The 25,292-nt window shown below is 63.8% G+C and carries 25 protein-coding genes; 13 read left to right on the top strand and 12 right to left on the bottom strand.

The features are described from left to right. Positions 1-67: 67 nt before the first annotated feature. Complete coding sequence (mgtE, locus tag QA643_RS17515) at positions 68-1,501, bottom strand: magnesium transporter (RefSeq protein ID WP_283034333.1); 1,434 nt, start codon at positions 1,499-1,501, stop codon at positions 68-70. Positions 1,502-1,635: 134 nt separating this feature from the next. Between mgtE and QA643_RS17510 the strand changes: the two genes are divergently transcribed. After that, positions 1,636-2,400 carry a polysaccharide deacetylase family protein gene (locus tag QA643_RS17510; RefSeq protein WP_283034837.1) on the top strand — a complete coding sequence of 255 codons (765 nt, stop codon included), beginning with the start codon at positions 1,636-1,638 and terminating at the stop codon, positions 2,398-2,400. Between the two features lie 198 nt (positions 2,401-2,598). Continuing rightward, positions 2,599-3,885 (top strand): polysaccharide deacetylase family protein, encoded by a 1,287-nt coding sequence (locus QA643_RS17505; RefSeq protein ID WP_283034332.1) that lies wholly within the window; start codon positions 2,599-2,601, stop codon positions 3,883-3,885. A gap of 104 nt (positions 3,886-3,989) precedes the next feature. Here QA643_RS17505 and QA643_RS17500 read toward each other — a convergent pair whose 3' ends face one another. Together QA643_RS17500 and QA643_RS17495 are read right to left on the bottom strand one after the other, a co-directional pair. After that, complete coding sequence (locus QA643_RS17500; protein WP_283034331.1) at positions 3,990-4,364, bottom strand: hypothetical protein; 375 nt, start codon at positions 4,362-4,364, stop codon at positions 3,990-3,992. Between the two features lie 460 nt (positions 4,365-4,824). Further along, positions 4,825-5,142, bottom strand: a complete 318-nt coding sequence (locus tag QA643_RS17495; protein ID WP_283034330.1) for a hypothetical protein — start codon at positions 5,140-5,142, stop codon at positions 4,825-4,827. Positions 5,143-5,522: 380 nt separating this feature from the next. On the opposite strand from QA643_RS17495, the gene QA643_RS17490 reads away from it, so the two are divergent. The 3 genes from QA643_RS17490 (at position 5,523) to QA643_RS17480 (ending at position 8,138) form a co-directional block, all read left to right on the top strand. Then, positions 5,523-6,314, top strand: coding sequence for a hypothetical protein (locus QA643_RS17490; protein ID WP_283034329.1), 792 nt, complete (start codon positions 5,523-5,525; stop codon positions 6,312-6,314). 321 nt (positions 6,315-6,635) lie between these two features. Continuing rightward, positions 6,636-7,265 (top strand): DUF1326 domain-containing protein, encoded by a 630-nt coding sequence (locus QA643_RS17485; protein ID WP_283034328.1) that lies wholly within the window; start codon positions 6,636-6,638, stop codon positions 7,263-7,265. A gap of 51 nt (positions 7,266-7,316) precedes the next feature. Further along, a complete protein-coding gene (locus QA643_RS17480) occupies positions 7,317-8,138 on the top strand; it encodes a DUF2182 domain-containing protein (RefSeq protein ID WP_283034327.1) in 822 nt (273 codons plus the stop codon). A 24-nt stretch (positions 8,139-8,162) separates the two neighbouring features. Here QA643_RS17480 and QA643_RS17475 read toward each other — a convergent pair whose 3' ends face one another. The 5 genes from QA643_RS17475 to QA643_RS17455 are packed head-to-tail and all read right to left on the bottom strand — an operon-like array spanning position 8,163 to position 14,232. Then, positions 8,163-9,458 (bottom strand): four-carbon acid sugar kinase family protein, encoded by a 1,296-nt coding sequence (locus tag QA643_RS17475; RefSeq protein ID WP_283034326.1) that lies wholly within the window; start codon positions 9,456-9,458, stop codon positions 8,163-8,165. Beyond that, a complete protein-coding gene (locus QA643_RS17470; RefSeq protein WP_283034325.1) occupies positions 9,455-10,735 on the bottom strand; it encodes a ribulose-bisphosphate carboxylase large subunit family protein in 1,281 nt (426 codons plus the stop codon). The genes QA643_RS17475 and QA643_RS17470 overlap by 4 nt, the downstream gene beginning before the upstream one ends. 1 nt (position 10,736) lies before the next feature. Beyond that, complete coding sequence (locus QA643_RS17465; RefSeq protein WP_283034324.1) at positions 10,737-11,276, bottom strand: VOC family protein; 540 nt, start codon at positions 11,274-11,276, stop codon at positions 10,737-10,739. A 27-nt stretch (positions 11,277-11,303) separates the two neighbouring features. Continuing rightward, the gene (locus QA643_RS17460; protein ID WP_283034323.1) at positions 11,304-13,184 is read right to left on the bottom strand and encodes a TRAP transporter large permease subunit; all 1,881 of its coding nucleotides are present in this window, start codon (positions 13,182-13,184) and stop codon (positions 11,304-11,306) included. A gap of 31 nt (positions 13,185-13,215) precedes the next feature. After that, positions 13,216-14,232, bottom strand: a complete 1,017-nt coding sequence (locus QA643_RS17455; RefSeq protein WP_283034322.1) for a TRAP transporter substrate-binding protein — start codon at positions 14,230-14,232, stop codon at positions 13,216-13,218. A 148-nt stretch (positions 14,233-14,380) separates the two neighbouring features. On the opposite strand from QA643_RS17455, the gene QA643_RS17450 reads away from it, so the two are divergent. The 3 genes from QA643_RS17450 to QA643_RS17440 all read left to right on the top strand — a co-directional run bounded on the left by QA643_RS17450 (position 14,381) and on the right by QA643_RS17440 (position 16,256). After that, a complete protein-coding gene (locus tag QA643_RS17450) occupies positions 14,381-15,436 on the top strand; it encodes a LacI family DNA-binding transcriptional regulator (RefSeq protein ID WP_283034321.1) in 1,056 nt (351 codons plus the stop codon). Between the two features lie 254 nt (positions 15,437-15,690). Beyond that, on the top strand, positions 15,691-15,900 hold the full coding sequence (locus QA643_RS17445) for a cold-shock protein (RefSeq protein WP_283034836.1): 210 nt from the start codon (positions 15,691-15,693) through the stop codon (positions 15,898-15,900). 95 nt (positions 15,901-15,995) lie between these two features. Further along, the gene (locus QA643_RS17440; protein ID WP_283034320.1) at positions 15,996-16,256 is read left to right on the top strand and encodes a transcriptional regulator; all 261 of its coding nucleotides are present in this window, start codon (positions 15,996-15,998) and stop codon (positions 16,254-16,256) included. A 166-nt stretch (positions 16,257-16,422) separates the two neighbouring features. On the opposite strand, the gene QA643_RS17435 is transcribed toward QA643_RS17440, so the two are convergent. The 4 genes from QA643_RS17435 to QA643_RS17420 all read right to left on the bottom strand — a co-directional run bounded on the left by QA643_RS17435 (position 16,423) and on the right by QA643_RS17420 (position 18,002). Continuing rightward, positions 16,423-16,794, bottom strand: coding sequence for a hypothetical protein (locus tag QA643_RS17435; protein WP_283034319.1), 372 nt, complete (start codon positions 16,792-16,794; stop codon positions 16,423-16,425). 350 nt (positions 16,795-17,144) lie between these two features. Further along, positions 17,145-17,429 carry a DUF1488 family protein gene (locus QA643_RS17430; protein ID WP_283034318.1) on the bottom strand — a complete coding sequence of 95 codons (285 nt, stop codon included), beginning with the start codon at positions 17,427-17,429 and terminating at the stop codon, positions 17,145-17,147. A gap of 14 nt (positions 17,430-17,443) precedes the next feature. Next, entirely contained in the window at positions 17,444-17,740 is a 297-nt protein-coding gene (locus QA643_RS17425) for a hypothetical protein (protein WP_283034317.1), read from the bottom strand. Continuing rightward, positions 17,733-18,002: a hypothetical protein gene (locus QA643_RS17420; RefSeq protein WP_283034316.1), complete on the bottom strand. Its 270-nt coding sequence runs from the start codon at positions 18,000-18,002 to the stop codon at positions 17,733-17,735. Before QA643_RS17420 ends, QA643_RS17425 begins: the two co-directional genes overlap by 8 nt. Positions 18,003-18,373: 371 nt before the next feature. Here QA643_RS17420 and QA643_RS17415 point away from each other — a divergent pair, with 371 nt between their 5' ends. From QA643_RS17415 to QA643_RS17395, 5 genes are all read left to right on the top strand, one after another. Continuing rightward, on the top strand, positions 18,374-18,784 hold the full coding sequence (locus tag QA643_RS17415) for a hypothetical protein (RefSeq protein WP_283034315.1): 411 nt from the start codon (positions 18,374-18,376) through the stop codon (positions 18,782-18,784). Between the two features lie 147 nt (positions 18,785-18,931). Then, a complete protein-coding gene (locus QA643_RS17410) occupies positions 18,932-19,240 on the top strand; it encodes a hypothetical protein (protein WP_283034314.1) in 309 nt (102 codons plus the stop codon). Between the two features lie 640 nt (positions 19,241-19,880). Beyond that, positions 19,881-20,087 carry a hypothetical protein gene (locus QA643_RS17405; RefSeq protein WP_283034313.1) on the top strand — a complete coding sequence of 69 codons (207 nt, stop codon included), beginning with the start codon at positions 19,881-19,883 and terminating at the stop codon, positions 20,085-20,087. Positions 20,088-20,462: 375 nt separating this feature from the next. Continuing rightward, a complete protein-coding gene (locus QA643_RS17400; RefSeq protein ID WP_283034312.1) occupies positions 20,463-23,618 on the top strand; it encodes a hypothetical protein in 3,156 nt (1,051 codons plus the stop codon). Beyond that, complete coding sequence (locus QA643_RS17395) at positions 23,615-25,282, top strand: SWIM zinc finger family protein (RefSeq protein ID WP_283034311.1); 1,668 nt, start codon at positions 23,615-23,617, stop codon at positions 25,280-25,282. The genes QA643_RS17400 and QA643_RS17395 overlap by 4 nt, the downstream gene beginning before the upstream one ends. Positions 25,283-25,292: the final 10 nt, after the last annotated feature.

The raw sequence follows: 25,292 nt of genomic DNA, 5'->3' as shown, positions 1-25,292 counted from the left end.
CGTGAGCCAACATCATGGGCCAAGCGCGTTAAGGCGCGATTAACGATAAATATGGCGCCTGCCCGGATTACTTCAGCCCGAACCACAACGTGGCGATGCCGAGGAAAGAGAAGAAGCCGACCACGTCGGTGATGGTGGTGACAAAGGTTCCGGATGCCACCGCCGGATCGGCGCGGACCCGTTCCAGCACCATCGGGATCAGGATGCCGCCGAGCGCGCCGGCGACCAGGTTGCAGATGATGGCAAGACCGATCACGACGCCGAGGCCAGGGATCTTGAACCAGGCCACCGCGGCCACGCCGGTGATGATGGCGAAGGCCAGCCCGTTGACGAGGCCGACCATCGCCTCGCGCAAGACGACGCGGAACGCATTATTCGAGCCGAGTTCGCGGGTCGCCAACGCTCGCACTGCCACCGTCATGGTCTGGGTCGCGGCATTGCCGCCCTGGCTCGCCACGATCGGCGCCAGCACCGCGAGCGCCACCATTTTTTCGAGCTGGCCTTCAAACAGACCGAGCACGGAGGATGCGAGGAACGCGGTCGCGAGGTTGACCAGCAGCCAGTTGAAGCGGCCGCGCGCGATGGTCCAGACATTGTCGGACAATTCTTCGTCGCTGGTGACGCCGCCGAGCGCCTTCAGGTCCTCATCCGCCTCTTCCTCGATGACGTCGACGACGTCGTCGATGGTGATGACGCCGACCAGCCGGTTGGTGGTGTCGACCACGGGGGCTGCGACCAGATTGTATTTGCCGAACATCCGCGCGACCTCTTCCTGGTCGTCCAGCACCGAGACGCGGCGGCGGTCTTCGTCGATCAGCTCGGCGAGTTGCACCGGCCGGCGCGCGCGTAAAAGCGTGTCGAGCGAAACCGCGCCCTGCCAGTGCTTGTCGGCATCAACAGCGTAGATCTCGTAGAAGCGGTCGGGCAGATCGGGCGTGTCGCGCATGTAGTCGATCGCCTGCCCGACGGTCCAGTCCGGCGGCACCGCGATGAACTCGGAGCTCATCCGCCGGCCTGCGGAATTCTCCGGATAAAGCAGGCTGCGCTCCAGCGGCTCGCGCTCAGCCGGCGGCAGCTTGTCGAGGATCTCCTCCTTGTCCTCCTCGTCCAGGCCTTCGAGCAGTTCGACGGCGTCGTCGGATTCCAGCTCGCGGACGCCCTCGGCGACCGTCTCCGGTTCGAGTTCCTCGAGGATCTCCTCGCGGACGGCGTCGTCGACCTCGTTCAGCGCCGAGAAGTCGAAATCGGTGCCGGTGATCTCGACGAGGGTGACGCGATCTTCAGGTTCGAGCGCCGCGATCAAATCGCCGAGATCGGCCTCGTGCAGTTCCGCCACCACCTCACATAGCAGCGGCCGGTCGGCGGCGTGGATGGAGCGCGTGATCTCCTCGACAAACTCGTGACGAAGCTGCCCCTCCTCGTCCCGCATCAGGAGACGGTCGAGCACGGAGCCTTGCGCTGGCAGCGCCTCGGCTTGGGCAACGTCGATATTCTCGGCCATGCCGCGCCTCGCCGGTTTGACAGATTGCGGGAACTTGTCTGATTACGTTGCACGCTTACCCAATCGACGACACAAAGCGCAATGCCAAATATGTCCAAGTGCAAATGACCCGATATTTACGCGACGTGCTGTGCATGGCGGCTGCGGCATCGATCACCTTCGTGGCGGGGGCCTGGGCCGGCGAATGTCCCCGCAAGGACGCGCTCGGCACCTCGCGCGTTCTTACCGTGGACGCTGCGACCTTTCCCCGCGTCGGCCTCAAGAGCTTCTCCCAGACGCTCCCGCTCGAAGACCGCGAGGTGGTGCTGACCTTCGACGATGGGCCATGGCCGCCGACGGACCGGAAAATCCTGGCCGCGCTGGCGCAGGAATGCGTGCGCGCCACCTTCTTCCTGATCGGAAGGAACGCCGCAGCACATCCTGAACTGGTGCGACGAATGGCGGCCGAGGGCCATACCATCGCGCACCACAGCTTTGCTCATCCCAACCTGAAATACTTAAAGCCCGATGCAGCCATCGGCGAGATCGACAAGGGCATCGCGGCGGTCGAGACCGCGCTCAACGGGGCCGCCACGACGACGCCGACGACACCGTTCTTCCGCTTCCCTTATTTCGAAGCGACGCCAGCCACGTTGGAGGCGCTGCAAAAGCGCGGCATTGCCGTGTTCGGCGCGGATCTGTGGGCCAGCGACTGGACGCCGATGACGCCGGCGCAGCAACTAAAACTGCTCACCGAGCGGCTACAGGTTGCCCGCAAGGGCATCATCCTGCTGCATGATCCCAAAGCGCAGACGGCCGCCATGTTGCCGGCCTTCCTGCGCTACCTCCGCGACAATCATTACCGCGTGGTCCATCTCGTTCCGGCCGGAGCCAAAACCGTGTCCGGCAAAGCACATTAGATCACGAAGTTTTTGGTTGGCGCCGCTCTGTCAGCCGGATCACGCTCGCAATCCAAAATTAAGTCTAGAATTCAGGAGATTAAGGCGGCATTCATGACGCCAGTTATAAGCCGCTGCGTGCTCTCGAAATGAAGCCGGGGTTCGATGATCGTTAGTGTATTTGGGGAGCTTCGGCGGCGGCCTTGGACCGCCCCGTGCATGGGTTTGTGCCTGGGCCTTTTGGCCTCCGTTGCCGCGCAGACGGCATCGGCTGCCGATTGCCCGGGCCATCCCGACGCCATCGGCACGTCGCGTACCCTCGTGGTCGATCCTCGCGCCCATCCGATCATCGGCACCATGCAATACGGCAAGACGCTGCCGCTCCAGGACCATGAGGTGGTGCTGACCTTCGACGACGGTCCGCTGCCGAAATACAGCAACGAGATTCTCAACATTCTCGCCGCCCACTGCGCCAAGGCGACCTTCTTCCTGGTCGGAAGCCAGGCCCGTGCCAATCCCGAAGGCGTGCGCAAGGTGCGCGATGCCGGCCACACGGTCGGCACCCACACCCAGAACCATCCAACCGGCATGGATCGGCTGCCGTTCGACCGCTCCAAGCAGGAGATCGAGCAAGGTATCGCGTCGGTGACCGCAGCGCTCGGCGACGGCGGCGGGCTGTCGCCCTTCCTACGCATTCCCGGCCTGCGCCGCACCGACGAGATCGAGGACTATGCCGCAGCCAAGGGGCTTCAGCTCTGGAGTGCGGATTTCCCCGCCGACGACTGGCGCGACGTCACAGCCAACCGTGTCTATGAACTCGCGATGCAGCGGCTGGAGAAAAAGGGCAAGGGCATCCTGCTGCTGCATGACATCCAGCCGCGCACGGTCGCGGCGCTGCCGCGGATCCTGCGTGAAATGAAGGCGCGCGGCTATCGCATCGTCCACGTGGTGCCGGCGACAGCCGAGCGCCCGGCTACACCGACCGAGCCGCAGCAATGGCAGTTGCACCCGGCGTCGGAGGTGGTGGCGACATCGCGCTGGCCGAAGGTCCCGAAGTTCGCGTTGGCCGGCGGTGCTGTGCTGCCCGCCGCGGCCCTGTCCAATCTCGATTGGCACACGAGCAATCTCGGCGCGCCGCGCCGTGGGCGCGGCGTCCCGCTGCCGCCGGTTGCGCCATGGCCGCGCAAGGCGGCATTGCTGCCGGGCACGACGCTAGCCGCGCTACCGGTTCCGGCGGCGGACATTTTCAAAATGCCGGAATCTGCACGGCTGACCCTGCTGGCTTGGTCCGCGCGACGGGCGACGCCGGTGGCGCAGGCGCGTTCAACCGAGGTCTCGGCAAAGCTTGACGGGAAATCTCGCCGTCGCGGGCACGCGGCAGCAGCCGAGCCTGCGACTACCGGACTAGCCACCCAGACGCCCCAAGGCGGCGGCCGCGGAGCGGCCGCCAAGCCCGCGAAAGAGGTCAAGCGGACGACGCGGGTGGCCGGCCTGAAAAAGCGCTGAGCGTTTGCGGCCCTGCCCGATCGGGTCAGCGCTGAACTCTAATCATTTGTTTTGATTGATTTTCCAGACCAGGTCCCTCGCACGCCCGGCAATCGGATGACAACTCAGTTGGCCACGATCTTGGCGATGCACAGCAGGATCACGATGGCGAGAAACATCAGGTCGATATAGGCCTTGATCTCGCCGGCTTGGCGGAGTGCGCTGACCTCGGTGATCACCTGCTTGCGCGTCGATGTCGAATTGGGTCCCTCGCCCAGCGCCGCCACCAGACGGCGCGCCTCCAGTTCCAGCCGTTCGATGCGCTGGAAGAAGTGAAACGACCGCAGCGCCGACGCCGCATGCATGCTGGCGTAGATCAACACGAGCACCGCGACTACCACGCGGTGCTGATACTTTTCGAGGAAATTGAGAGCGAAATAGACCAGCGCCAGGAACACGAAGTTGGAGAGGACTCGATAGGCGTAGCTCAGAAATAACATAGAAGAGGCTCCGGGGAGGTCTTGGAAGCGCCGAACGGTACAATCAGCCGCCGGCCGGCCTTCTTAGCTTACGCTGCAGGTACGACGGTAGGAGTATCAACGCAGCAGGCAGCAAAGGATTCGCGGTTCGTGTCATTGCGGACACGCAGCATGCGCGCAGAACCGATTGCAGTACACCGAACCGCCACGTTGCGGTTGCACGCGGGGAGAACGTCAGACCACCAGAGCATACCAAGCCACGACAAACCGGGTACGGCCCCGTCTGACCGGCAACTGCCGTCGCGAGCAGCGCTGTTTTGACTGTCGGGTACTGCAGAAGAGGACCCGCCATTTGCGGCGGGTGTGAGGTCAGGGAGGAGCTGCAAATTAGGCTGATTCGCGGCCCGGACATGTACCGCAATTGACACACGCTATTTGAAAAACATCGCCCTCCTGTGAGGACGGCGAACGGATGTTCCGACTATGCTTTGCCTTCGATCATCTTGAGCTTGACGCTCTCGCAGGTCTTGCGAACCTGCTCGGTAAAGATCGCGCATTCTTCGATGCGCTTGAAGATCTTCTTGGCTTCCTCACGATAGGAGGCTGCGGTATCGCGCATGAAGGCAATGGCATTGTGCACCTCAGCGGTCATCGCCTCGCATCTCTTCGCGGCGCTGATCAGCTCTGCCCCCATGGCTTCGATTTCCTTGGCGGCGGCTTCATAGTCGCGCACCACAGCTTCGGCACTCAGCGCGCCAACGCGCGTAATGCCCTCTTCGTGTTCGACGTAGTCGGGCATTGGCTCCGATGGAGCTGCCCTGATCGCGGGAAGGCTCCCGACGACATCTTCCTCGAGTTTGGCCAAGTCCAGCGGCGCAGTTCTGTGAAGTCGTTCGATGCTCGCCATAGGCGATCTCCATGACTCAATGAATAGCCCCCAGGCCGCGCGAGCATGGCGACCGATTCGTGGCGAAATCCCGCGCCGAACAAAGCAACTAGAAGGCGAACTTGTGAATAGAGACAGACCTGCCCACGTGCTGGCCCTGCCGGCGCGTCGCGCTGCACGCCGCGAGGCTTAATGTGCGCTTAACGGTTTTGCATCAATGATTGACGTTCCAGCGCACCATTTCTCAAGCCGCAAGAATTGCGGGCCCCACTCAACCTCGTCAGGAGGATCGATTGAGGACGCTTGCCATTTGCGCGCTGGCTATGGCTCTGGCCGGTTGCAGCAACCAACCATCGCCACAGTTATCATGCGCCGGCCTGAACCCGCTGCCCTGCCTGACCGCGGTTCCTGTGCCGATTGAACCCGACGGACACGACAACGATTCTGCCCCGGCAAAACCAGTATCCACCGTTGCCTGGCGCGGTGACGGGCCCGCCCGATCGCCTTCGAACCACACCATTCGCCGGGGGCCGAAGCCAGCCAAGGCAGCGAAAGCCGCGCCTCCCGTTCCGCTGCCGGTCCCTTCTCCGCAAACGAGCCAGCAGACAACAGGCAACGCTGCGGCCTCCGAAGCCGATCGTGCACGCGCCGCTGATCCGCCATCAACGATCGATGTCCCACAGACCCGCGCGACAGAACAGCAGGTGGCGGCCGCCTCCGCCGTCGCGGAACGAATGACGGTCCCGACGCTGGATGCATCGCTGGACACCCTCGTGGCCATTCTGGTCACAGGTCCCGACATCAAGTCGGTCTCCGACCTCGCCGGCAAGACCATCGCGATCGACGACAGATATTCCGAGTCATCGATCGGCCGGGTCAGGACGGCGGTGGCGGCGGCGGGCGCGCTCGACGTCCAGCTGAGCAAGGGCCAAACCACGGCGATCAGCCGGCTGGTCAGCAAAGAGGTCCCGGCCGCGGTCGTAGGGCTGGTCTCGGTCGCTGCCGCGGACAGCTTTCCCGAGCTTGCACGGCTGCGGACCTTCCGAGTCCCGCTCTCGCCTCAGGGTTCGAACAAGCAGCCGTAAGCGGCGCTGCAATCGATCGTGCAGTCACGATCCGCGGAGCGTCCAAGGAGCTGGCCAAGCCTTCATATTCCTGATGTCTCCGCTCGCGAGATCGGTCTTCAAAGCAGAATGCATGCATGTTTGACTTCCTCAAATCGGTGATCGGTAGGCAGGCCGGCGGGAATTCCCGCGACGGAGGCCGCCACGGCCTGTCTGGCCTTCCCCCGGCATCTTCCAATGGTCGATTCGCCTTGCGGTCCCTTCCGGCGCGGCGTAATTTTCAACCACACGTAGTTCCTTCGAAAGCGATCTATCTGATGCGGCCTAGCGGGGGAGAGAGCGATGGCGGATGTCCCTTGGCACCTTTCCGGTGACTATTTCGAGAATTGCAGCTGCAGCATCGTGTGTCCCTGCCTGGTGTCGGCGGCCCCGCCGTTGACCGCGCGGCCGACCGAGGGCTTCTGCAACGTACCGCTGATCTTCCACGTCGAAAGCGGCCGCTATGGCGACGTCGTGCTCGACGGATTCAATGTCCTGGTCATCCTCCACGCGCCGGGCGTCATGGCAGACGGCGATTGGTCGGTCGCCGCCTATATCGATCAGCGCGCCAACGATGCGCAGACCGAGGCCCTGGCTGCGATCTTCACCGGCGCCGCCGGTGGTCCGATGGCCGCGTTCACGCCGCTGATCAGCAAGAACCTCGGCGTGAGGAAGGTCCCGATCACGTTCCGGATCGAGGGCAAGACGCGGTCCGCGGAAATTCCAGGCATTCTGCACATGTCTGTCGATCCGTTGCCGACCATGCATCCGAGCGGCGAGATGTGGGCGAACATCGGCCATCCCGTCAGCCCCGACAACATGGTGATGGCCGTCGGCGCCGCCGGCAATACGTACAGCGATCACGGCATGCGCTGGGACAATTCCGGCAAGAATGGCCTCTATGCGCCGATCCGCTGGTCGAACCAGGCCTGATGCACCCCCTGATGCCGGTCCTGCGGCAAAGGCCGGCAACATCAACCGCAAATGACCGACAGCACCCTCGAAACCGTGCTTCGGCGCGACCGTTGGCTCATCGGCGGCGCGATCGGCATCATTGTCGCGCTGGCATGGAGTTATGTGCTCTGGCTCGCCCGCGACATGGACATGAGCGGCATGGACATGACCGGGTTTCGCATGATCCCGGCCGGAATCGGAATCATGCTGCCGGCCAACGAGCCATGGCGCGCGATCGAGTTCGCCTATGTGTTCCTGATGTGGGCGGTGATGATGGTCGGAATGATGGCGCCCTCGGCGGCGCCCATGATCCTGATGTATGCCCGGGTAGGCCGGCGGTGGAAATCGGAAGGCAAGCCGTACGCCGCGACCGGCTGGTTCGCGGCCGGTTATCTCCTCGCCTGGTGCAGCTTTTCGCTTGCCGCCACCGTTCTGCAATGGGTGATTGAGCGGGCGGCCCTCTTGGATTCGCAGATGGCGATCGCTGGCAACCTCCTCGGCGCAACCATCTTGGTCGCGGCCGGCGTCTATCAATGGACACCGCTCAAGGACGTCTGTCTCGCCCAATGCCAGTCGCCGCTTCACTTCCTGATGCGCCACGGCGGCTTTCGCGACGATCTGCGAGGCTGCGTGCTGCTGGGGCTTCGGCACGGCGCCTATTGCGTCGGCTGCTGCTGGGTCTTGATGGCGCTGTTGTTCGTGGTCGGGGTGATGAACGTGCTCTGGATTGCGCTGTTGTCGCTGCTTGTCCTCTTGGAGAAATTGACGCCGATCGGACGATGGATCGCGCGCGCTGCCGGCATCGCATGTGTCGCCGCCGGTGCTTGGCTGCTGGTGTCCTCGCCGGTGTGATCGGCCGCGCCGCGACGCGCCGGCTCACCGACGTGCGGCATCCACAAAGAAGCTCGGCGGCCCCATCTGGCCGCCCTTCAAGATAATATCGAGGCCGTCGAGCCGCGGATCATCGCTATGCACCCGGCACAGTGGCGCCCCCGGTACCATGGCAGCACGATAGGACAGGCCCCAGATGTCGAGCGCGGCCACCGCATGGCTCGACGTATCGCCGCCTGCGACCACGACCCGCGAGACCTGCGTTTCCGAGAGCACGGCGCTCAGCAGCATCCCGGTGGCAGCAGCGACCCGCTCCATCTGCGCCGGCGCCGCCTGTGCAGGGTCCGTCACCATCATCACATTCCCCGCCGCAAGGCCTGCCTCCGCTTGCCGGCGGAGCGACTGCAAATAGCCGAACTCCGTGAGCAGCCTGACCGGATCGACATCGATACGCTGATAGCCCTCCGCAGCCTCGACCTGCGCCCGCGTCACCGGCGACAGGCTCCCGACCAAAGCGAGCACCGCACCATCCCGGCGGGAAGATATGCCGGGCACCGGTGTATCGGTTGGACGCATGTCGCTTGCCGCCGCAAGCGCGCGTGCGACCGAGCTCGGGCCGACCGCCAGCATCGGCCCGGCGGCGATCCGGTCCGCGATCAGCCGTCCGATCACGGCGAGATCAGCCTCCGCGGCAACATCGAACAGCACCGCCTCCGGCTGCTCGGCCAGACAGGCGTCCAGCAGCGCCGAGGTCTCGACGCCCTGATAGGCGCGATAGTCCAGCATCGCGACGCGCTGAAGCCCCTGCGCGGCTAGATGCCGGCGCAGATCGGCCTCGCCCATCGGGGTCACCGGATGCACGCTCATGGTCGGATGGCGATCGATGCGGTGCACGGTGCCGCCGGTCCCGGCCGCCGCGAACAGGTGGCCGAACAGGCAATAGCGGCCGAGATTGGGCTGGCCGCCGATGATCGGCAGCAACGCATTGGGGAAATGCCGCCGCAACGTCTGCACGGCGATGCCGATGCTGCCGACATCGGGCGCGCTATCAAAGGTCGAGCAGCATTTGTAGTGCAGCAGCTCGACGCCAAGCGCAGCGAAGAGGCAGCCGGCCTTGTCGAGCTCGATCTTCGCAGCCGTGGGCAACATCGCACGGGTCGCACCGGCAAGCCCGATCGCATCGAGCGGACCGACGGCGGCGAGCTGGGCTGCGGTCGGCGCGCGCAGGAACAACAGCGCGCGATAGCCGTGCTCGGCCCAGGTTGCCAGCGTGTCAGTGGCGCCGGTGAAATCGTCACCGTACCAGCCGAAGCGCGGCCGCGTTGCTTGCACCGTGCTCACTTCGCCTTACCGAACATTTCGATGGCCTGGCGCAACTCGGCATGCCCACGCGCCGCCTGATCAAGTGGGATGCCCGCGGTCACGGCGTCCCAGGCCTGGCGGATGCTGGCGACGCCGGCCGCAGGTCCGCCGGGGTGGGCCATGATGCCGCCGCCAGCCATAAACAGCAGGTCAGTGTGCCCGGTTGCATCGAACGTCGCCGGCGCCGTGCCGGCCCATTGCCCGGACGAGAACGCCGGCATCACCCGGTCGTCGGCGCCGGCAGTCAGCGGCGTCACGCAATCCTTTGCGGACGAGATCACTTCCTCGTCGGCTTGCGCGAACTTGCCCCGCAGCCCGTGCACATGCATGTGGTCGACGCCGGCAAGACGCCACAGCGTCTGATAGGCCTGGAAGGAGATGCCGAGCAGCGGATGGCGCGAGAACGCGCCAAAACCGTTGCGGTGGCCATGCAGCGCGAGATCGGTAGACCTCCGCAGGGTTTCGACCGCGGAGAAGCCGCACCAGTTCAAGGACACCATCGCGCAGCTCCCGCCGTGACGGGCGATCAGGTCGGCATGACGGCGCATCGCATCGGTCTCGCCGGTAATGTTGAACGCGATCATCACGTGCTTGCCCGTGGCGTCCTGGTGCCGCTTCACCGCCGCCATCACGGCCGGAATGCGCTGCGCCAGCGGCGCATGCTCCGGGTCAGCCGAGATCTCGTCGTCCTTGATGAAGTCGATGCCCGCGGCACAGAGCCGCCCGACCAAAGCGGCGGTTTCCTCGGCGCTCAAGCCGACATTCGGCTTGATGATCGAGCCGACCAGCGGCCCCTGCCCCACGCCGGTCAGATCGCGTGTTCCTGCGATGCCTTGCTTCGGTAACGCGAACCGCATGCGGTAGGCCGCAGGCAGCGTGATCGTATCAAGCTTGAGGCCCGTGATCTCGCCGAGATCGTAGAGATTGCCCGCCACGATCGATGCCAGCGTCGCCAGATTGGCGCCGACATTCGCGCAAGGAAACGAAATCGTGACGCGCGCCCTGCGGTAGGGGCCATGCGCGCCTTTGCGCGACAGCCACGCGTTCGGCAGGCTCGGCGTCTCGGCTGACGGCAGCTCTTCGATCGCGGCGACGATTGCGCGTGCGCGCTCGCGCAGCGCATCGGTCTCGCCCTCGACACGGGTAAAGGTGCCGCAGGACTGCTCGCCCGCCATCACGTCGGCGACATCAGTCGGATCGAGCGGCGTCTCGATCAGATAGCTCGCCTCGAGCCGGTCGGACGCAACGCTTGCCATGTCAGAGCCTGCTGAGGTCGGGGAACGGCCGCACCGGATCCCTGCCGTCCCAGTTCGCGGAAGCCTCGCGAATCATGCGGAACATCTTGCCTTTCGGCCCCTGCACTTCCGAAAGCTCGATCACGGTGCCCGGATGATAGTGCGTGTCAAAATAGATGAAGCGGCCGCGCTCGCCAACCTCGCCGCTCATGACAGGTTTGAAGCCCTGCGCGAGCAAGCGCTTGAGATCGGCGTCGTAGTTTTCCGTCCAGTAGGCGACGTGCTGCAGTCCGGAATGACCGGCCTCTGTGAAGTCGCGATACATCGACGGCACGTCGTTACGGCACTGGATCAGCTCGATCTGCAGTGGACCGGAATTGGCGAGCGCGACCGAATTGTGCGGCTCGTAGCTTTCGCCACGGTAGCGGTAGTTCTTGATCGGCACCCGTTCATTGTAGAAGAACGGACCGACGCCAAGCACGCGCGACCAGTAGTCCATCGCCGCCTCGATGTCAGGCACGACATATCCGGCCTGACGTATTTCGCCGAAAAAGCGGCTCATGAGGTAACCTTTCCGCAGACAATCATTTCAGTTCAGGAAGCCGATCGAGATCCAGGGGACAGCGGCGACCACGATGAGCCCTGCCAGCAGTGCCAGCACATAAGCCCAGATGTAGCGCAGGCCCTCGTCGGGATTGATCTTGCTGATCGCGCAGGCGCCGTAATAGCCGACGCCGAACGGCGGCGAGAACAGGCCGACGCCCATCGCGAAGATCACCACCATCGCGTAATGCACCTCGTGCACGCCGGCCTGCTTGGCGATCGGAAACAGCAACGGCCCGAACAGCACGATCGCCGGAATACCCTCGAGAATGCTGCCGAGAATGACGAAGGCCAGGATCGAGATAGCAAGAAAGCCCCAGGCTCCGCCGGGAATCGCGGCCATCGCATCGGCAAGGTTTTTCGAGAAACCGGATTGCGTCAGGCCCCAGGCCATCGCGGTGGCGCAGCCGATGATGAAGACGATCGCCCCGGTGAGCGCCGCCGTCTCGACCAGGATCGCCGGCAATCGCCGCCAGTCGAACTGCCGATAGACCAGAAGCCCGACAATGACCGCATAGGCAATGCCGATCGTGGACACCTCGGTCGCCGTCGCGACGCCTTCGACTACCGCGAAGCGGATCACGAAAGGTAGCGCGATGGCCGGCAACGCGATCAGCGCGAGGTACCCGGTCTCGCGCCAGGATTGGCGGACGACATGGCTGAGGTCTTCGTTGCGATAGCGCCACCAGACCACCGCGCAGAGTGCGACGCCGAGCACCAACGCCGGCAATAGACCGCCGGTGAACAGCGCCGCGATCGAGACGCCGGTCACCGAGCCGATCGTGATCAGCACGATCGACGGCGGAATGGTTTCAGTTTGCGCGCCGGTCGCCGACAACAGCGCGACGAGGTCGCCGGGCTTGGCGCCGCGCTTCTGCATCTCCGGGAACAGCACCGGCGCGATCGCCGCCATGTCGGCGATCTTCGAGCCCGAGATGCCCGAGACCAGGTACATCGCGCCGATCAGCACATAGGACAGCCCGCCCCTGACGTGACCCAGCAGCGCCGAGAGGCACTGGATCATGGCGGTCGCCATTCCGGTCATCCCGATCAGGCTTCCCAGGAAGATGAACAGCGGCACCGCCAGCAACACCAGATGGCCCATGCCTTCGTCGAGCCGGCCGACCATCACCAGCATCGGCGTGGAGGTGGTCAGCGAGAGATAGCCGAAGGTCGCCAGCGCAAAGGAGAACGCGATCGGCACGCCGGCGAACACGTTGAACCCGACCACGCCGACGAAGAAGATCACGAGATTGAGCTTGCCGAGCGGCTTCAGCATCGGCCCCGCGGCCCAGAACAGCGCGATCAACAAAGCGGTCAGCGCGACCGCGACCAATGCTGGCCGCAACGCAGTGGTGCGCACGAGGCGCAGCACCGCGGCCAGCAGCATCAACGCGATGCCGGTCGGGATGGCAGCAGCGCGCCAGGAGTTCACGATCTCCAGCGCCGGCGTCACCACAAAACTTTCTTCCTGCGTATACTCGATTGCGTGCGGAAGCATCAGCAGCAGGATCGCGATCGAGGCCGCGAGCGCCACCGCTTCCAGCAGCGCGCGTGTCTGCGGCGTGACGCGGGCGACGATGCCGGTCATCCGCATATGCTCGCCGCGGCGAAGCGCGATCACGGCGCCCAGCATCGACAACCACAGGAACAGGATCGAAGCGAGTTCATCCGACCAGACCAGCGGCGCATGCAGCACATAGCGCGCGATCACGCCGGCGCCGAGGATGATGATCTCGGCGACCAGGATGACGGCGGCAACGGCCTCGACGACGGCGCCGATCGCCGTCTCGATGGCTTGACCAAGGCGGATCGCGGCAGACGCCGGCAGGCCCGGCGCCGGAAGCGCAACGGCATGACTGTCCATGCGGAACTCCTCAGGCAGTTCGGCGATACGGTCAGGCGAGCGCGCCGACCTCCTTCTCCAGCAGGCCCCAGGCCTCCGCGCCGAACTTCTCCTTCCACTCCTTGTAGAAGCCGGCTTCGCGCAGCTTGGCGCGGAAGGAATCCGGGTTTGTCTTGTTGAAGGCGAGGCCTTTGGCCTGCAGGTCGGCCTGCACCGAGTCGTTCAGCGCCTTGACGTCCTCGCGCTGCTTCATGCCGGCGTCGTTGATCGCTTCGGTGATGATCCCCCTGACGTCGTCGGGCAGTCCTTTCCAGGCGCGGCCGTTGGCGACGAACCAAAAACCGTCCCAGATGTGATTGCTGAGCGCACAGAACTTCTGCACCTCGTAAAGCTTGGCCACCTGGATGATCGAAAGCGGATTTTCCTGCGCGTCCACGATCTTGGTCTGCAGCGAGGTATAGACCTCGCTGAATTGCAGGCTGGTCGGCGCTGAATCGAGCGCCTTGAACATCGACAGGCTAAGCGGACTGACCGGGACGCGGATCTTCAGCCCCGCCATGTCTTTCGCGGTCTCGATCGGCTTGGCGCTCGATGTCATCTGGCGAAAGCCGTTGTCCCAGATCTTTTCGAAGGCGTGCAGGTTGACCTTCTCGATGGCGGCGCGGACATGGGCGCCGAGCGCACCGTCCATGGCCTTCCAGACCTGACCGTAATCAGCGAACGCAAAGCCCACCGCGTTGATCGCCGCCACCGGCACCAGGGTCGCGATGACCAGCGCCGACGGCGTGAAGAAGGTGATGCCGCCCGAGCGCACCTGACTCAGCATGTCGGTATCGCCGCCGAGCTGGTTGTTCGGGAAGATCTTGATCTCGACGCGGCCGCCGGTCTTTTCCTTGACCCGGTCGGCCGCCTCCTGGGAACGGACATTGAGCGGATGGGAAGACGGAAGGTTGTTGCCGTAACGCAGCTCGATCTCGGCGGCCCGCGCGATCATCGGCGCGCCCAGCACGGAGACGGCGGGAGCGCTCGCGAGTGCGCGAAGAACGGCGCGTCGGCTCACCTTGGACATGATCTTCCTCCCTTTTTCTGATTTGGCCGGCTTGTTGAGCCCTTGCCGGACGGCTGCAGGAACGATAGAGACCGCTAATGATGGCCGTCAAACTCATTTATTGATGGTTTTTGATGTCATTTACCGCTGACGACGGAGGACTTTCGCGATGACTGAATCGACGATCGAGCCGCCACGCCGACGCCGTTTGGCGCGGATCGACGACGTCGCCAGCCTGTCCGGCGTATCGACCGCGACCGTCGATCGCGTGCTGAACCAGCGGCCTGGCGTGCGCGCGACGACGGTGCAGCGGGTTTTGAAGGCGGCGAGCGAACTCGGCTATGTCGCGGATGGCGCGCTGCCGGCGCAGGCGCTGAAACCGTGGCGTCTCGCCTTCGTGCTGCCGGCCGGCACCAACCGCTTTCTCAACATGCTGAGCCGTCTGATCGGCTCATCTCAGGACCAGTTCGCATCCTTCAACATGCGCGCCCGCGTCGAGCAGATCGAAAGCCTGAAGCCCGATCTTTTGGCGCAGGAGCTGCGCCGGGTCGGGCGCGAAGTCGACGGCATCGTGTTCATGGCAATCGAACATCCGGCGGTGCGCGAAGCCGTCGACCTGCTGGCCGAGCGCGACGTGCCGACGGTCACGCTGATCTCTGACATCGCCAATACGCGCCGTGTCGCCTATGTCGGCCTCGACAATCGCTCAGCCGGACGGACCGCGGGCTATCTGATCGCACGCTTCATCGGCGGCCGATCGGCAAAGGTAGCGATGATCGCGGGCAGCCGCAGCTATCGCGCCCATGAAGAGCGCGAGATGGGCTTCATGCATCTGTTCGAGGAGCAGTTTCCCGAGATCAAGGTCGTGGGCTTGCGCGAAGGCCATGACGATGCGGCCAACAATTATCGCCAGACCAAATTGCTGCTGGCGCAGCATTCCGGCCTTGCCGGCATCTACAATATCGGCGGCGGCGCCGACGGCATCGGCCGCGCGCTCAAGGAAGCCGGCCGGCAGCGCGACGTCGTGTTCGTCGGCCACGGCCTGTCGCCGGACACGCGCGAAATGCTGATCGACGGCACGATGGATGCCGTCATCACCCAAAACCCGCAATCATCGCTGATGGACTGCATGACGATCTTCGCCAATCTGCGCGCCGGACGCCCGGCGCAGGACGCCACAACGCGTTCACGCACCGAGTTGATCCTGCGGGAAAACCTGCCGTAAACGGGCACACGGCAAACGCGGCATCGCAAAAGCGGGGCCTGATTTTAAACCGTCGAAGAGAATGTACGTTGACCTCTGTGGCGGGATTTATTTTGGCTGCGCCCATTGCAACACCCCGGAATGGGTATATGTTGGGTTTTATTCGATCAGCCGCTGTGCCTTGTTGAATGCGCCCGCGGGCTCCTTTTCCAAAGACATCGATGAAAGTGAATCTGCTCGGACGATTGGCGTGTGAGCTGCCTTTGGAGAAGAGAATGACAACAGGTACCGTGAAGTGGTTCAATGGCCAGAAAGGCTTCGGGTTTATTCAGCCCGATGACGGCGGCAGTGACGTGTTCGTGCATATCAGCGCGGTCGAGCGCGCTGGCCTCGCGGGCTTGGCCGAAGGCCAAAAGGTCACTTTCGAAATAAAGACCGACAGGATGCGGGGCAAGGTGAGCGCGGACAATCTCTCGCTCGCCTGAGGCTCGTGGCGTTTTCCACGGATGTACTGGAAAGCGCTGTGCCCGCTCGGCCCAAGGGTTGAGCGGGTTTTCGTCGTGAACTTGAGGGGAAGAACATGGTTAGCAGAAAATCGGGCGAACCTTCCCCTGAAAGCATTGCGAGAGCAAATCGCCTGAAGATCGCAGCCGAAGATGGAAAGAAGGCGTTGGTCGATGTCGAACGGCAAGCCATTGCGGTTCGCCGGAACATGGCGCGCCTGCGAACCTTGCGGGAAGCCGAGGAAGCAAGACAGATCGAAGAAAAGCGCAATCAGCCCGACGCCCCCTTAGCCAAGAAGAAACGGAAGAAGTCGGCATCCCGACACGTCATCGAATGAGGGTCAAATTCGGCGCCATCGTTGCGGAATTGTCCTCCTGGAAGCCGGCGAACAGCACGTAACAACCAAGCAGAACGACTGCCAACAGGCAGTACATAAGATAAGAACGCTGTCCCAATCTGTGACTATCCATTTTGCCAGATGCCACGCCTGGTGACGCTATTGCTCAGCTCTTTGTCGCCGCTTTTGAGAGTTCGGCCTCCACGCCGGCTGCGCAGGCCCGGGCGAATGAATAGTCCATGCTCGTGGAGGCAACGTTCTTCACAAACTCGCCTATGATATTATCCCTCGAATAGGGTCCCGCCGCTTTAAACTTGGCAACGGCGCCATCTGCCGCGGTGAACTGGGCGACGCACATCGGGACCAGGACCGACATTCGACCTTTGCTCTCTGCCATCGAACTCATCGCCGTGGCAGTACCGCCGGTGACCCAGCCGCCCCACATAAATCCGATCGTCACCGCCGCAACAGCGCCGAACGCCATACCTTGGAGGAGCCGGGTCCGCGCTTCACCCTGCAAAATTGCCGGCACTCTCATGACGGTCTCCTTTGATTGTGCACGAGCGCTGCAGCCGCAGAGCTGCTCGCATCCGCGCTTCGCAAAAGCATCCAGAATATGAGATTGCGCCTTCCGATGGCACGATAGCTGCCGCTAAGAGACGAGCAGCGACTTCGGACGTCACTGCTTCATGGACAGCTTTGAGATCAGCAACCGCTGCCTCTAGTTGGACGCTAGACTATTGGCATAGTGCTGTACAGCACGTTCTTGGTCGGTCGTAAGTGTGTAGTAGCACCATCTCTCGGAGTGCGGTGTCAGGCTCCGATTGCAGCCATCAGTAACTTGGTTCCGGCTGCGTTGGGTATGTCAAACGGTGCGGAGGGATTCCGCTATCGCTGTTTCCTGAAATCGATGCTGCGCAGGATGATGCCGGCCGGCGCTCCCTCGAGCTCGCTCGCCTGATATTTTCCGTCGGCGCAGATTTCGATGCACTCACGCAGCCGCATGAATTGAGCCTCGCGCTCGCCTGCTCTCGCACGCACCACACCCTCAAGTTCATCCATGGCGGAGGTCGAGATTGCGCAGGGGACCTCCCTCTCTCCGTCGAGCATCGAGAACAGGACGACCATCCTGTCGTATTCATAGCCGATGAAGCGACCGCGCAGGAGCGTCATGTGTCTTCCCTCCTTCAATCCTGCTTGGTGAGCCGGGCAAAATCCTCAAGGATGGCGGCGACGAGGTCGCGATGCAGTGTGTCGTCGGGCGGCAGCCCTGCGGCATACAGCTTGAGGACGTAGCGCGCCTTGACGGCAGCCTCCGCCCACGATGCGGCAGGAATCGACAACAGGTGATGTTCGATCTCCGCCTGGCGTTCGCGCAGCTCCAGCGCATGGGTCTCCACCTCGCCCAGCGCACGGCGCAGGTCGGTCGCCTTCTGAGCCATCATGCCGCGGTGGCTGTCGAGGTCGAGCGGCTTGTCAGCCATTGGAAGCACTCGCATCGATGCGTTGCGCGTCAGCCAGATCGCTCGTGCCAATCGAGATCATCTCCATCGCAAGGCCGCGGGAGTCCTTCGCCGGCACCATGATCATGGTGGCGACGCGGCGGAACGCCGCGAACGATAGTCCGTCGATTGCCTCGTCATCGGTGACGACCTCGTAGTCGCCTGCCGGCAACAGGCGATCGATGCCTCTGATCCGGAACGGGTGCGTGAAAGTGACGACTTCGCGTTTGGACACGATAGTCACGTGCGCCTGCCTTTCTCGAAAACGCCTGCGCCCGGTATTGCTCGAAATGCAGCATGCGCCCCTTCCATCTCAATAGCCATCACTTTCTTGCCACACGGCCAATAAGGGGCTCTGGTCGCGACCTGCGCGCTCATGCCGCGGTCGACGCAAAGTGCTTTGGCGCTCGCTATCGAGGGAATATCAGCGTAGGGTCAGCTATCACCGCATTTTCGTGGCATCCACCGGTGACTGAGGGCCGCGCGCTCCCGCCGAGAAGAGCAGGAGCATTCTCTTGCAGCAATTTCGTCTCGCCGAGTGGGTCGTGCCGCCCATTGTCGTCCCGTTTTTGCTCGCGATCCTTGTGATCGCAGCGGCCGTCCTCCATGCCTAGAATGGTTTCGAGACGCGCCGGCGATTGTTCCCGCAAGGCGGACGCATCACGAACAAAAGCGCGGGCTGCCTCCGGGCGGTCGGAACTGAAATACCTGGTTGGCGGTAATCGTGAAGGCCTTCGCGAAAATCTCCGCCGCGCCACGGCGGCGGCGGCCGTCAGGAAGGCCAGGCAGCTCCTGCGCCAGGGCTATCTGGACGTGAGGATCTGCACCCCGCGCGGGCAGGTTATTTTGGAAGACGAATTCAATCATCTCGAAAGTCAGCAGGAGATCGATATGTCCAAAGGCGAGCGGCGAGGCAACCGGGAAGTCAAGAAACCGAAGAAAGAGAAGATCAAGGTGATTGCCGCGGCGCCCAGCCAGAAGATCGGAGGCTGGCAACCCACCCTGGGCTCCGGCAAAAAGAAATAGGCGCCCCGAGCGACGCAAACCCCGGACTGTGGCCGAACGCCACCCTCACCGAGCTTGTGAGAGAATATTTCGACTACAAATCGTCGCGTGGTGTTACGCCGGGTCGGCGTGGGCACAAGCGGCGGCTTCCTCTGAAAGGAGGCTGAAGTGTCAGAGCTTCGAATAGATGCGGGCAAAGCGGAACGAATCATCGTGCAAGTCCTGCTTGACGTGAAAGGCATAGGTACGGCGGATGGCGTTGCCGTGGCTGCAAGCATTTGCCGACGGCTAGTAACGGCAATGCCGAGAAACCCCTCGTTGGATCGCTATCGGATCATTCCCCGAGAGCCGCCAGACGGCGACGGCTTTGCGAATGAAGTCGCCAAAAAGCTTTTTGCACGCAACCTGAGTTCAGAAGACGCAACTGAGATTTGGAAGTTGGTTTACAATCAAGGACGCCAACTTCGCGTGAACTAGCTTCTTACCGATTGTGCGTCTCGCTCCCGGTCCGATTGGCCCTAATCGCGCTGGAACCGCGGCAGCGAGTTTCTGATACTCCTACTGACCATCGCGATCGCAGGTTCTGTGGGAACAGATACAGACACCGCCCGTTATACAGCTGCATAGTTTGGCCGATATCAAACAGCGGGTGTTAATGTCGTTGACCCCAGTCACCCTGCGCTGCAGATGACCAGTAAGTCCAAGAAGCGTCCGAGCCTCGAACCCCTCATGGGCTTCCGGCCAACCCCAACGCTGCGAGCGGCAATAATCAAATGGGCGGAGCACCAGCCCGAAAGGCCCACGCTGTCGGAGGCGCTTGGCCGCTTGGTCGAACTAGGTCTCACAATCAGAGAAGACGGGCGCCGGTTTGGCGGTGGCCAACGGCGGCGCGCTCGCAAGATGGCTGCTGACACGATCGACATTGTGGGCGACGCCACAGCCGAAGCCGACGACAGGGCTACCCGCAAGCGAGAGCTGCTCAACGGGCCAGAAGAATTTAATCGCGTTCGGGTTGACCGTTCCAAGAAAGGCAGGGTCCGGCGATAGCTCGGGACATGAACGGACGCCAGTCCGACGCTTTTTTCTTATCGTATTACTTGTCTGCAAGAGAGGTTGAATGAGAACATTTCATGCTACTCGCGCCCTGCGCGATGCGAACGCAGCATTCAAGAAGATCGAATGCAAGAAGGCCATCACTGACTACGCGAAGGAGCAACAATCCATTCAAGAAAACCGCGAGCGCTTAAAAATGGAGCGATTGGATCGAGAGGCCAAAATGAAAGCTGATGTTGTCGAAGCCTTGCGGCCCTCGCGACAGCAATGACGGGGGAGTGCGCGGGCCGACATCATAGGAATGCGCTCACGAATGCTTTTTCGTATCAACGATTTACGCCGTCGGCGCGCTCGGATGGCGGAGATGATGTTTGCAATTTCAATACGTCATTCAGATGGGCAAAGACGTTAGATGCGGTTCGGGGGCCGGTGTACCCCATGGATCGGGGCCGCTTGAGTGAGGCGCGCTAGATCTTGGCTTTTCCGCCAATACCGGCGCAATGCAAATCGCTGATGGGCCAAACCGGCGACGTCGTCATTCCACAATCTGCGACCTACAGCATCGCCATATTCCGTCGCACCAATCGCCGTTGACCCGGCGCGCCTGTCTTGCCATGTTAGCCGCCCCGACAATCCAGGGTCGTGCATGCAAGTCGTCCGTTCCGTTCGCCTCTGGATGAAGGAGGGCAGATCAGACAAGCTCTATGAAGTCGATCTGGTCGATCTCGAACGCCCGGACGACGCACGCTATCTCGTTAATTTCAGATATGGCCGTCGCGGCACCTCATTAAGGGATGGCACGAAGACTTCGTCGCCGGTCACCCGCTCGAACGCCGAAAAGCTGTTCGATAGCGTCGTGGTGTCCAAGATCAACGGCGGTTATCGCCGCATCGACGGTGACACACCACCGCTGGCGGTTCTCGACACAGGCCCCGCTGCCGACGGACGCAACACGGAGCTACTCAAGAAGCTCGCGATCTGTGCGCGCAGTGTATGGCCTGACACGGAACGCGACCGGCTGTTCTGGCGCCTCGGCTTGATCCGGCTGGCCGCCGCCTATCCCCAACTCGCCGCCATCGCCGAGAAGGTCGGCGCGGCGAACGCAAGTTACAGCCTCGTCTATGCGCTGGCGCGCTGTGGCGGTGCTGATGCCGTCGATCTGCTGCGTAGCTGCGCCGACGTCAATGTCAGTTTCGTGACTCGCGACTACGCTGCCTATGCGCTGGCCAGCGAACTGATGGGCGAGCGGCGGCAGCCGCCACGGCTGTCGTTGCCGCGAACGACGGATGCCGCGGCGACACAAGACATCGAGATGGCGCTGACCAACGGCGATGGCGCGGGGCTGCTGCAGGCCCTGCTGGCGGCGAGCTCAGCACATCCGGGCTTCGCCAATCAGTTCCTCATCGCCCTTGCCCACCATGCGCTCGCCGACGGCGCGGCGCGCAAGACGCTGCTCGCGGCCGTGCGCGCAATGACCCCCCGCCCGCCTTTTGTCCAGGTGCTGCGGCGCCTGTTCAAATATGCCGACCTCACCGACGACGGTCCGCTGTTCGCCGCAACGGCGCGGCAGTTCGAGCTGGCGACGCCGATGTACCGTCGCGGCCGCGTCTATAATGACCGCGTCTGGGTGCCCGGTTCGCGCCAGGTGCTGAAGCTCAGCGAGGAATTGGGAAGCGCTAATCCGCGCATCGCGCTATCCGACCAGACCCTGCTCTACTTCAAGCGGCGCGCCTGGCGCATGCTGCGCAAGCGCGCCGAACTCGGACAGGATGCCTTCACGGCGATGGCGAGCGAGCTCCTCCTCGCCTTCACCGATGCCGACGGCGGCAAGCCGGCGACATGGACCGAGTATGTCCGCATCGACGGCCGCTATCAGCCTGCCCCGCATGCCAGCGAGGCGCTGAGCCGGGTCTGGAGCGTCAGCCACCTGCTGCATGCCTCAGCTGAGACCAGCCGCTTCAATCCCAACGCGCTCACGCATCGCCATGTCGGCGCGCGTGCACCGAACCGGCGTGAGGAAGCGTTCCCCGCGCTATGGGATGCCCAGCCGCAGCGGCTGCTGCGCATCGCGACATCGGCACGCAATCACGCGGCGGCGCGCTTCGCGGCCGAGGCGCTGCGGCAGGGCCCGCCGCGGCCTGAAGCGATGGACGCGGCCGCGATCGGCGGCCTGCTGGCCTCGCCGTATCCGGAGGTCACCGCGCTCGCGGCATCGATCGCGCGGCGGCTGATCGATGCCGGCAAGGCCGAGGCGGCGTTGATCGCCGCCCTGCTCGAGGCGACCGCACCGGAAATGCGCGACCTCGCCATCCGCGCCATCGACGAGCGCGCCGACTGGCCGTGGGCCGACCCCGCGCTCGCCCGCACCGCCCTGACGAGCCCGCACGACCATGTGCAAGGCCGGACGCGCGGCTGGCTGCGCGACCGCGCGCCCTCGCGGGACCAGCGCGCCCGCGCGACGGAAGCGTTCGCGGCCTGGCTTGCGCTGTTGCCGCCCGAACTCGACGACCCCACGCGCGCCGGCCTCACGGCCGCCCTTGCACTTCTGCCACAGCTATGGCCCGATCGCGATTGCCCGCTGCAGCCGGAGATCATCGAAAGCCTGACCGGCCACGCCAGCCCCGAGGTCCAGGCAGCCAGCATCCAGCTCATCGCCGTGACCCCGACGCGGCCTGGCGACCTGCCGGCGGCGTTTTGGCAGGCAATCCTGCAGGCTGATGCACCGGAAATCCGCATTGCCTCGATGGCCCTGCTAGCACGGCTCGACGACGACGCCCTCGCGCAGCATCGCGACGGCATCACGCTGGCGGCCACCGGCGCCCAAGCCGGGCTGCGAGCGGCAGCGCGGCCGCTGGTCGCGCGCCTTGCGGCGACCGACGAAACCTATGCCATCCGGTTGCGCGATATGCTGATGGCCGGCTTCTTCCGCGCCGAGCCGATCGAGGGCCATGCCGCCGACATGGTCATACTGTTCGCAGATGCCTTGCCGCAAGCGGCGGCCGCCATCGACGACGGCACGCTGTGGCGACTGCTGCAGGCACGCGCCGGCGGCGCGCGCATGATGGGCGCAAAGCTGCTGGAGAGCCGCAATCCACAGCGCTTCTCGGTCCGCCAGCTTGCCCGCCTCGGCAACCATCCGTTCGCTGCCGTGCGCCGCTTCGCGCTTCAAGCGTTTGCAGCCGACGAGGCCCGTTTCCGCGCCGACCCGCAGAATGCCGTGCTGCTGGTCGAGAGCGAATGGGACGATGTACGAACGACCGCGGTGAACCGCCTTACAGCATGGCCCAGCGACGCGCTGCCGGCGGCGGCGCTGGCCGTCATGGCGGACTCGACCGTGCCATCGGTGCAGGACGGCGCCCGCCTGCTGCTCCGGCGCAGTCTCGCCGAGGGCGATGTAGCCGAGGTGCTGGGGCGCGTGCTCGAACACCCTTCTGGCAGCTTTCACCTCTTCGTCACCGAGCTGATAACAGGAAATTCGCTCGCGGATGCTGCGATCTTCGCCAAATTCCTCACCCAGGCCCGCATCATCCTGATGCAGATCAACCGCGGCCGCATCGCCAAGGACCGGATCTTCACGGCACTGCGCAACGAGGCGCTGGCGAACAAGGACCGCGCCGCTGATATCGCGCAGTTGCTGCACGACTTCACGCTCAGCGTGACCCTGCGCGACAAGGCGCCGGCGCTGATGATCCTGCGCGACATCGCCCGTGCCTGGCCGGACCTCCCTCTGCCTGTCACCGTGGCGCGCGCCGGCCGCACGCCGCCGGTCGGCGGCTCGCAAGCCAGCGGAAACGCCGCATGAATTTCGCCTATCGATTTCTCGGCAGCACCAGCGCCTCGTCAGACGCCGCCTCGTCGTCGTTCGCCTTCGCGCCGGACACGCTGCGCCAGCCGACCTTCTTCACCGGCAAGGTCGCGCGCCATCTCGCGTTCCGCGAGGCAATCTCCGCACTGCATCATGTCGTCGTATCGGACCTGCGCTTCAAGCCGCGCGACCGTACCGCCTATTTCGAGTGGCTGAGACAGAACGAGGCCAACTTCCTCGCCGAGGCGACGGCGCAGTCTGCAGCGCTCAAGCCGCGCATCGCGGAATTGCAGGACCGTATCCGCGGCCTCGACCGCGCACACGATCGGCTGATGAAGCCGTTCTGGACGGCGCGGCAGGCCTATTTCAACTACCTCTACAAGCAGAACCGCGACGCCTGGATCGTGCTCGATCCTGTCATCACCGTGCATCCGGACGAGATCTTCTTCGAGTGCTTCAGCCTCGACGAATCGAGCTACGGGCGGCTGTCATGCGACCACGACGTGTTCGAGAGCCTCGGCGAGATGGCATTCGGCACCACTAACATCGACTACAGCCACGCCCTCTACGACGAATTCCAGAAGATCCGCTCTTATCGCGACACCACGCTCACCATCGATCCCTCCGGCTTCGAGGTGCAGACCGGCGACGACCTCGACTTCCGCGAGGAGAAGATCGACCTGCCGGACAGCTGGGTGCGCGGCTTCCTGCAGGTGTCGAGCGCCATGACTCTGCCGGCGCATGTGTTCGACCTGCATCCGGTGGACATGGCCAACATTCTCACCCGCCTTGCGCAGAAAAAGGAAAAGGCAGGTCCGCGCTCGCTGCGCTTTGTGCTGAAGCCGGATGCGCCCGTGGAGGTGGTCATCGAGCCGTGGCACGACAAGCTCACCTTCCGCCGCTCGATCTATCGCGGCAAGGACCCTGCCGAGATCCGCATTTGGGGCCGGCGAAGGCTTGCGATCCTGGGGCGGGCGCTGCCGCTGGCGCGGTCGGTGCGCGTGCATCTGACCCAGAGCGGCCTGCCATCGTTCTTCGTCGTCGATTTCGGCGGTCTGCGCTTCACGCTCGGTCTGTCCGGCTGGACCGCGAACGACTGGTCGTCCGCCGGGCAGTTCGACCTGCTCGCGCCGCGCCACAAGGTCGACAACGACACCGCCCAACGCATTTTCGCGGCGCTCGGCAAGTCCCATGCGGCGACCGCCGCCGAGCTGGCGCGCTGGACCGGCGTTGACCAGACGCTCGTGCATGCAGCGCTTATGGCCTACACCCAGGCGGGACGCGTCATGTTCGACCTCGACAAGTCGCTCTACCGCCTGCGCGAACTGACGCGCGAGCCGCTGTCGCCTGCGCAGCTGCGCTTCGCGAGCCCGCAGGAGGAGAAGGCCGACCGCCTGATCAACGCCAACCTCGTGACGATCGGCAGCATTGATCGCAACCAACGCGCTCGCGCCGTCAACGGCAGCGTGCTCGACAACGCCCGCACCGAGCAAGTGAGCCTCGTCATCGACGACGACGACCGTCTCGTCGAGGCGCGCTGCAGCTGTCATTTCTACGGCCACAACAAGATGGCGCGCGGCCCTTGCGAGCACATGCTGGCGCTGCGCCGGATCTTCCATGCCCAGGTCGAGGGCGTCGCCCAGGATGGACACGCCACATGAGCGACATGAA

Origin of the sequence: Bradyrhizobium sp. CB3481 (genome assembly GCF_029714305.1) — a bacterium.
GTDB lineage: Bacteria > Pseudomonadota > Alphaproteobacteria > Rhizobiales > Xanthobacteraceae > Bradyrhizobium.
This window is presented reverse-complemented; position numbering and strand designations above follow the sequence as displayed.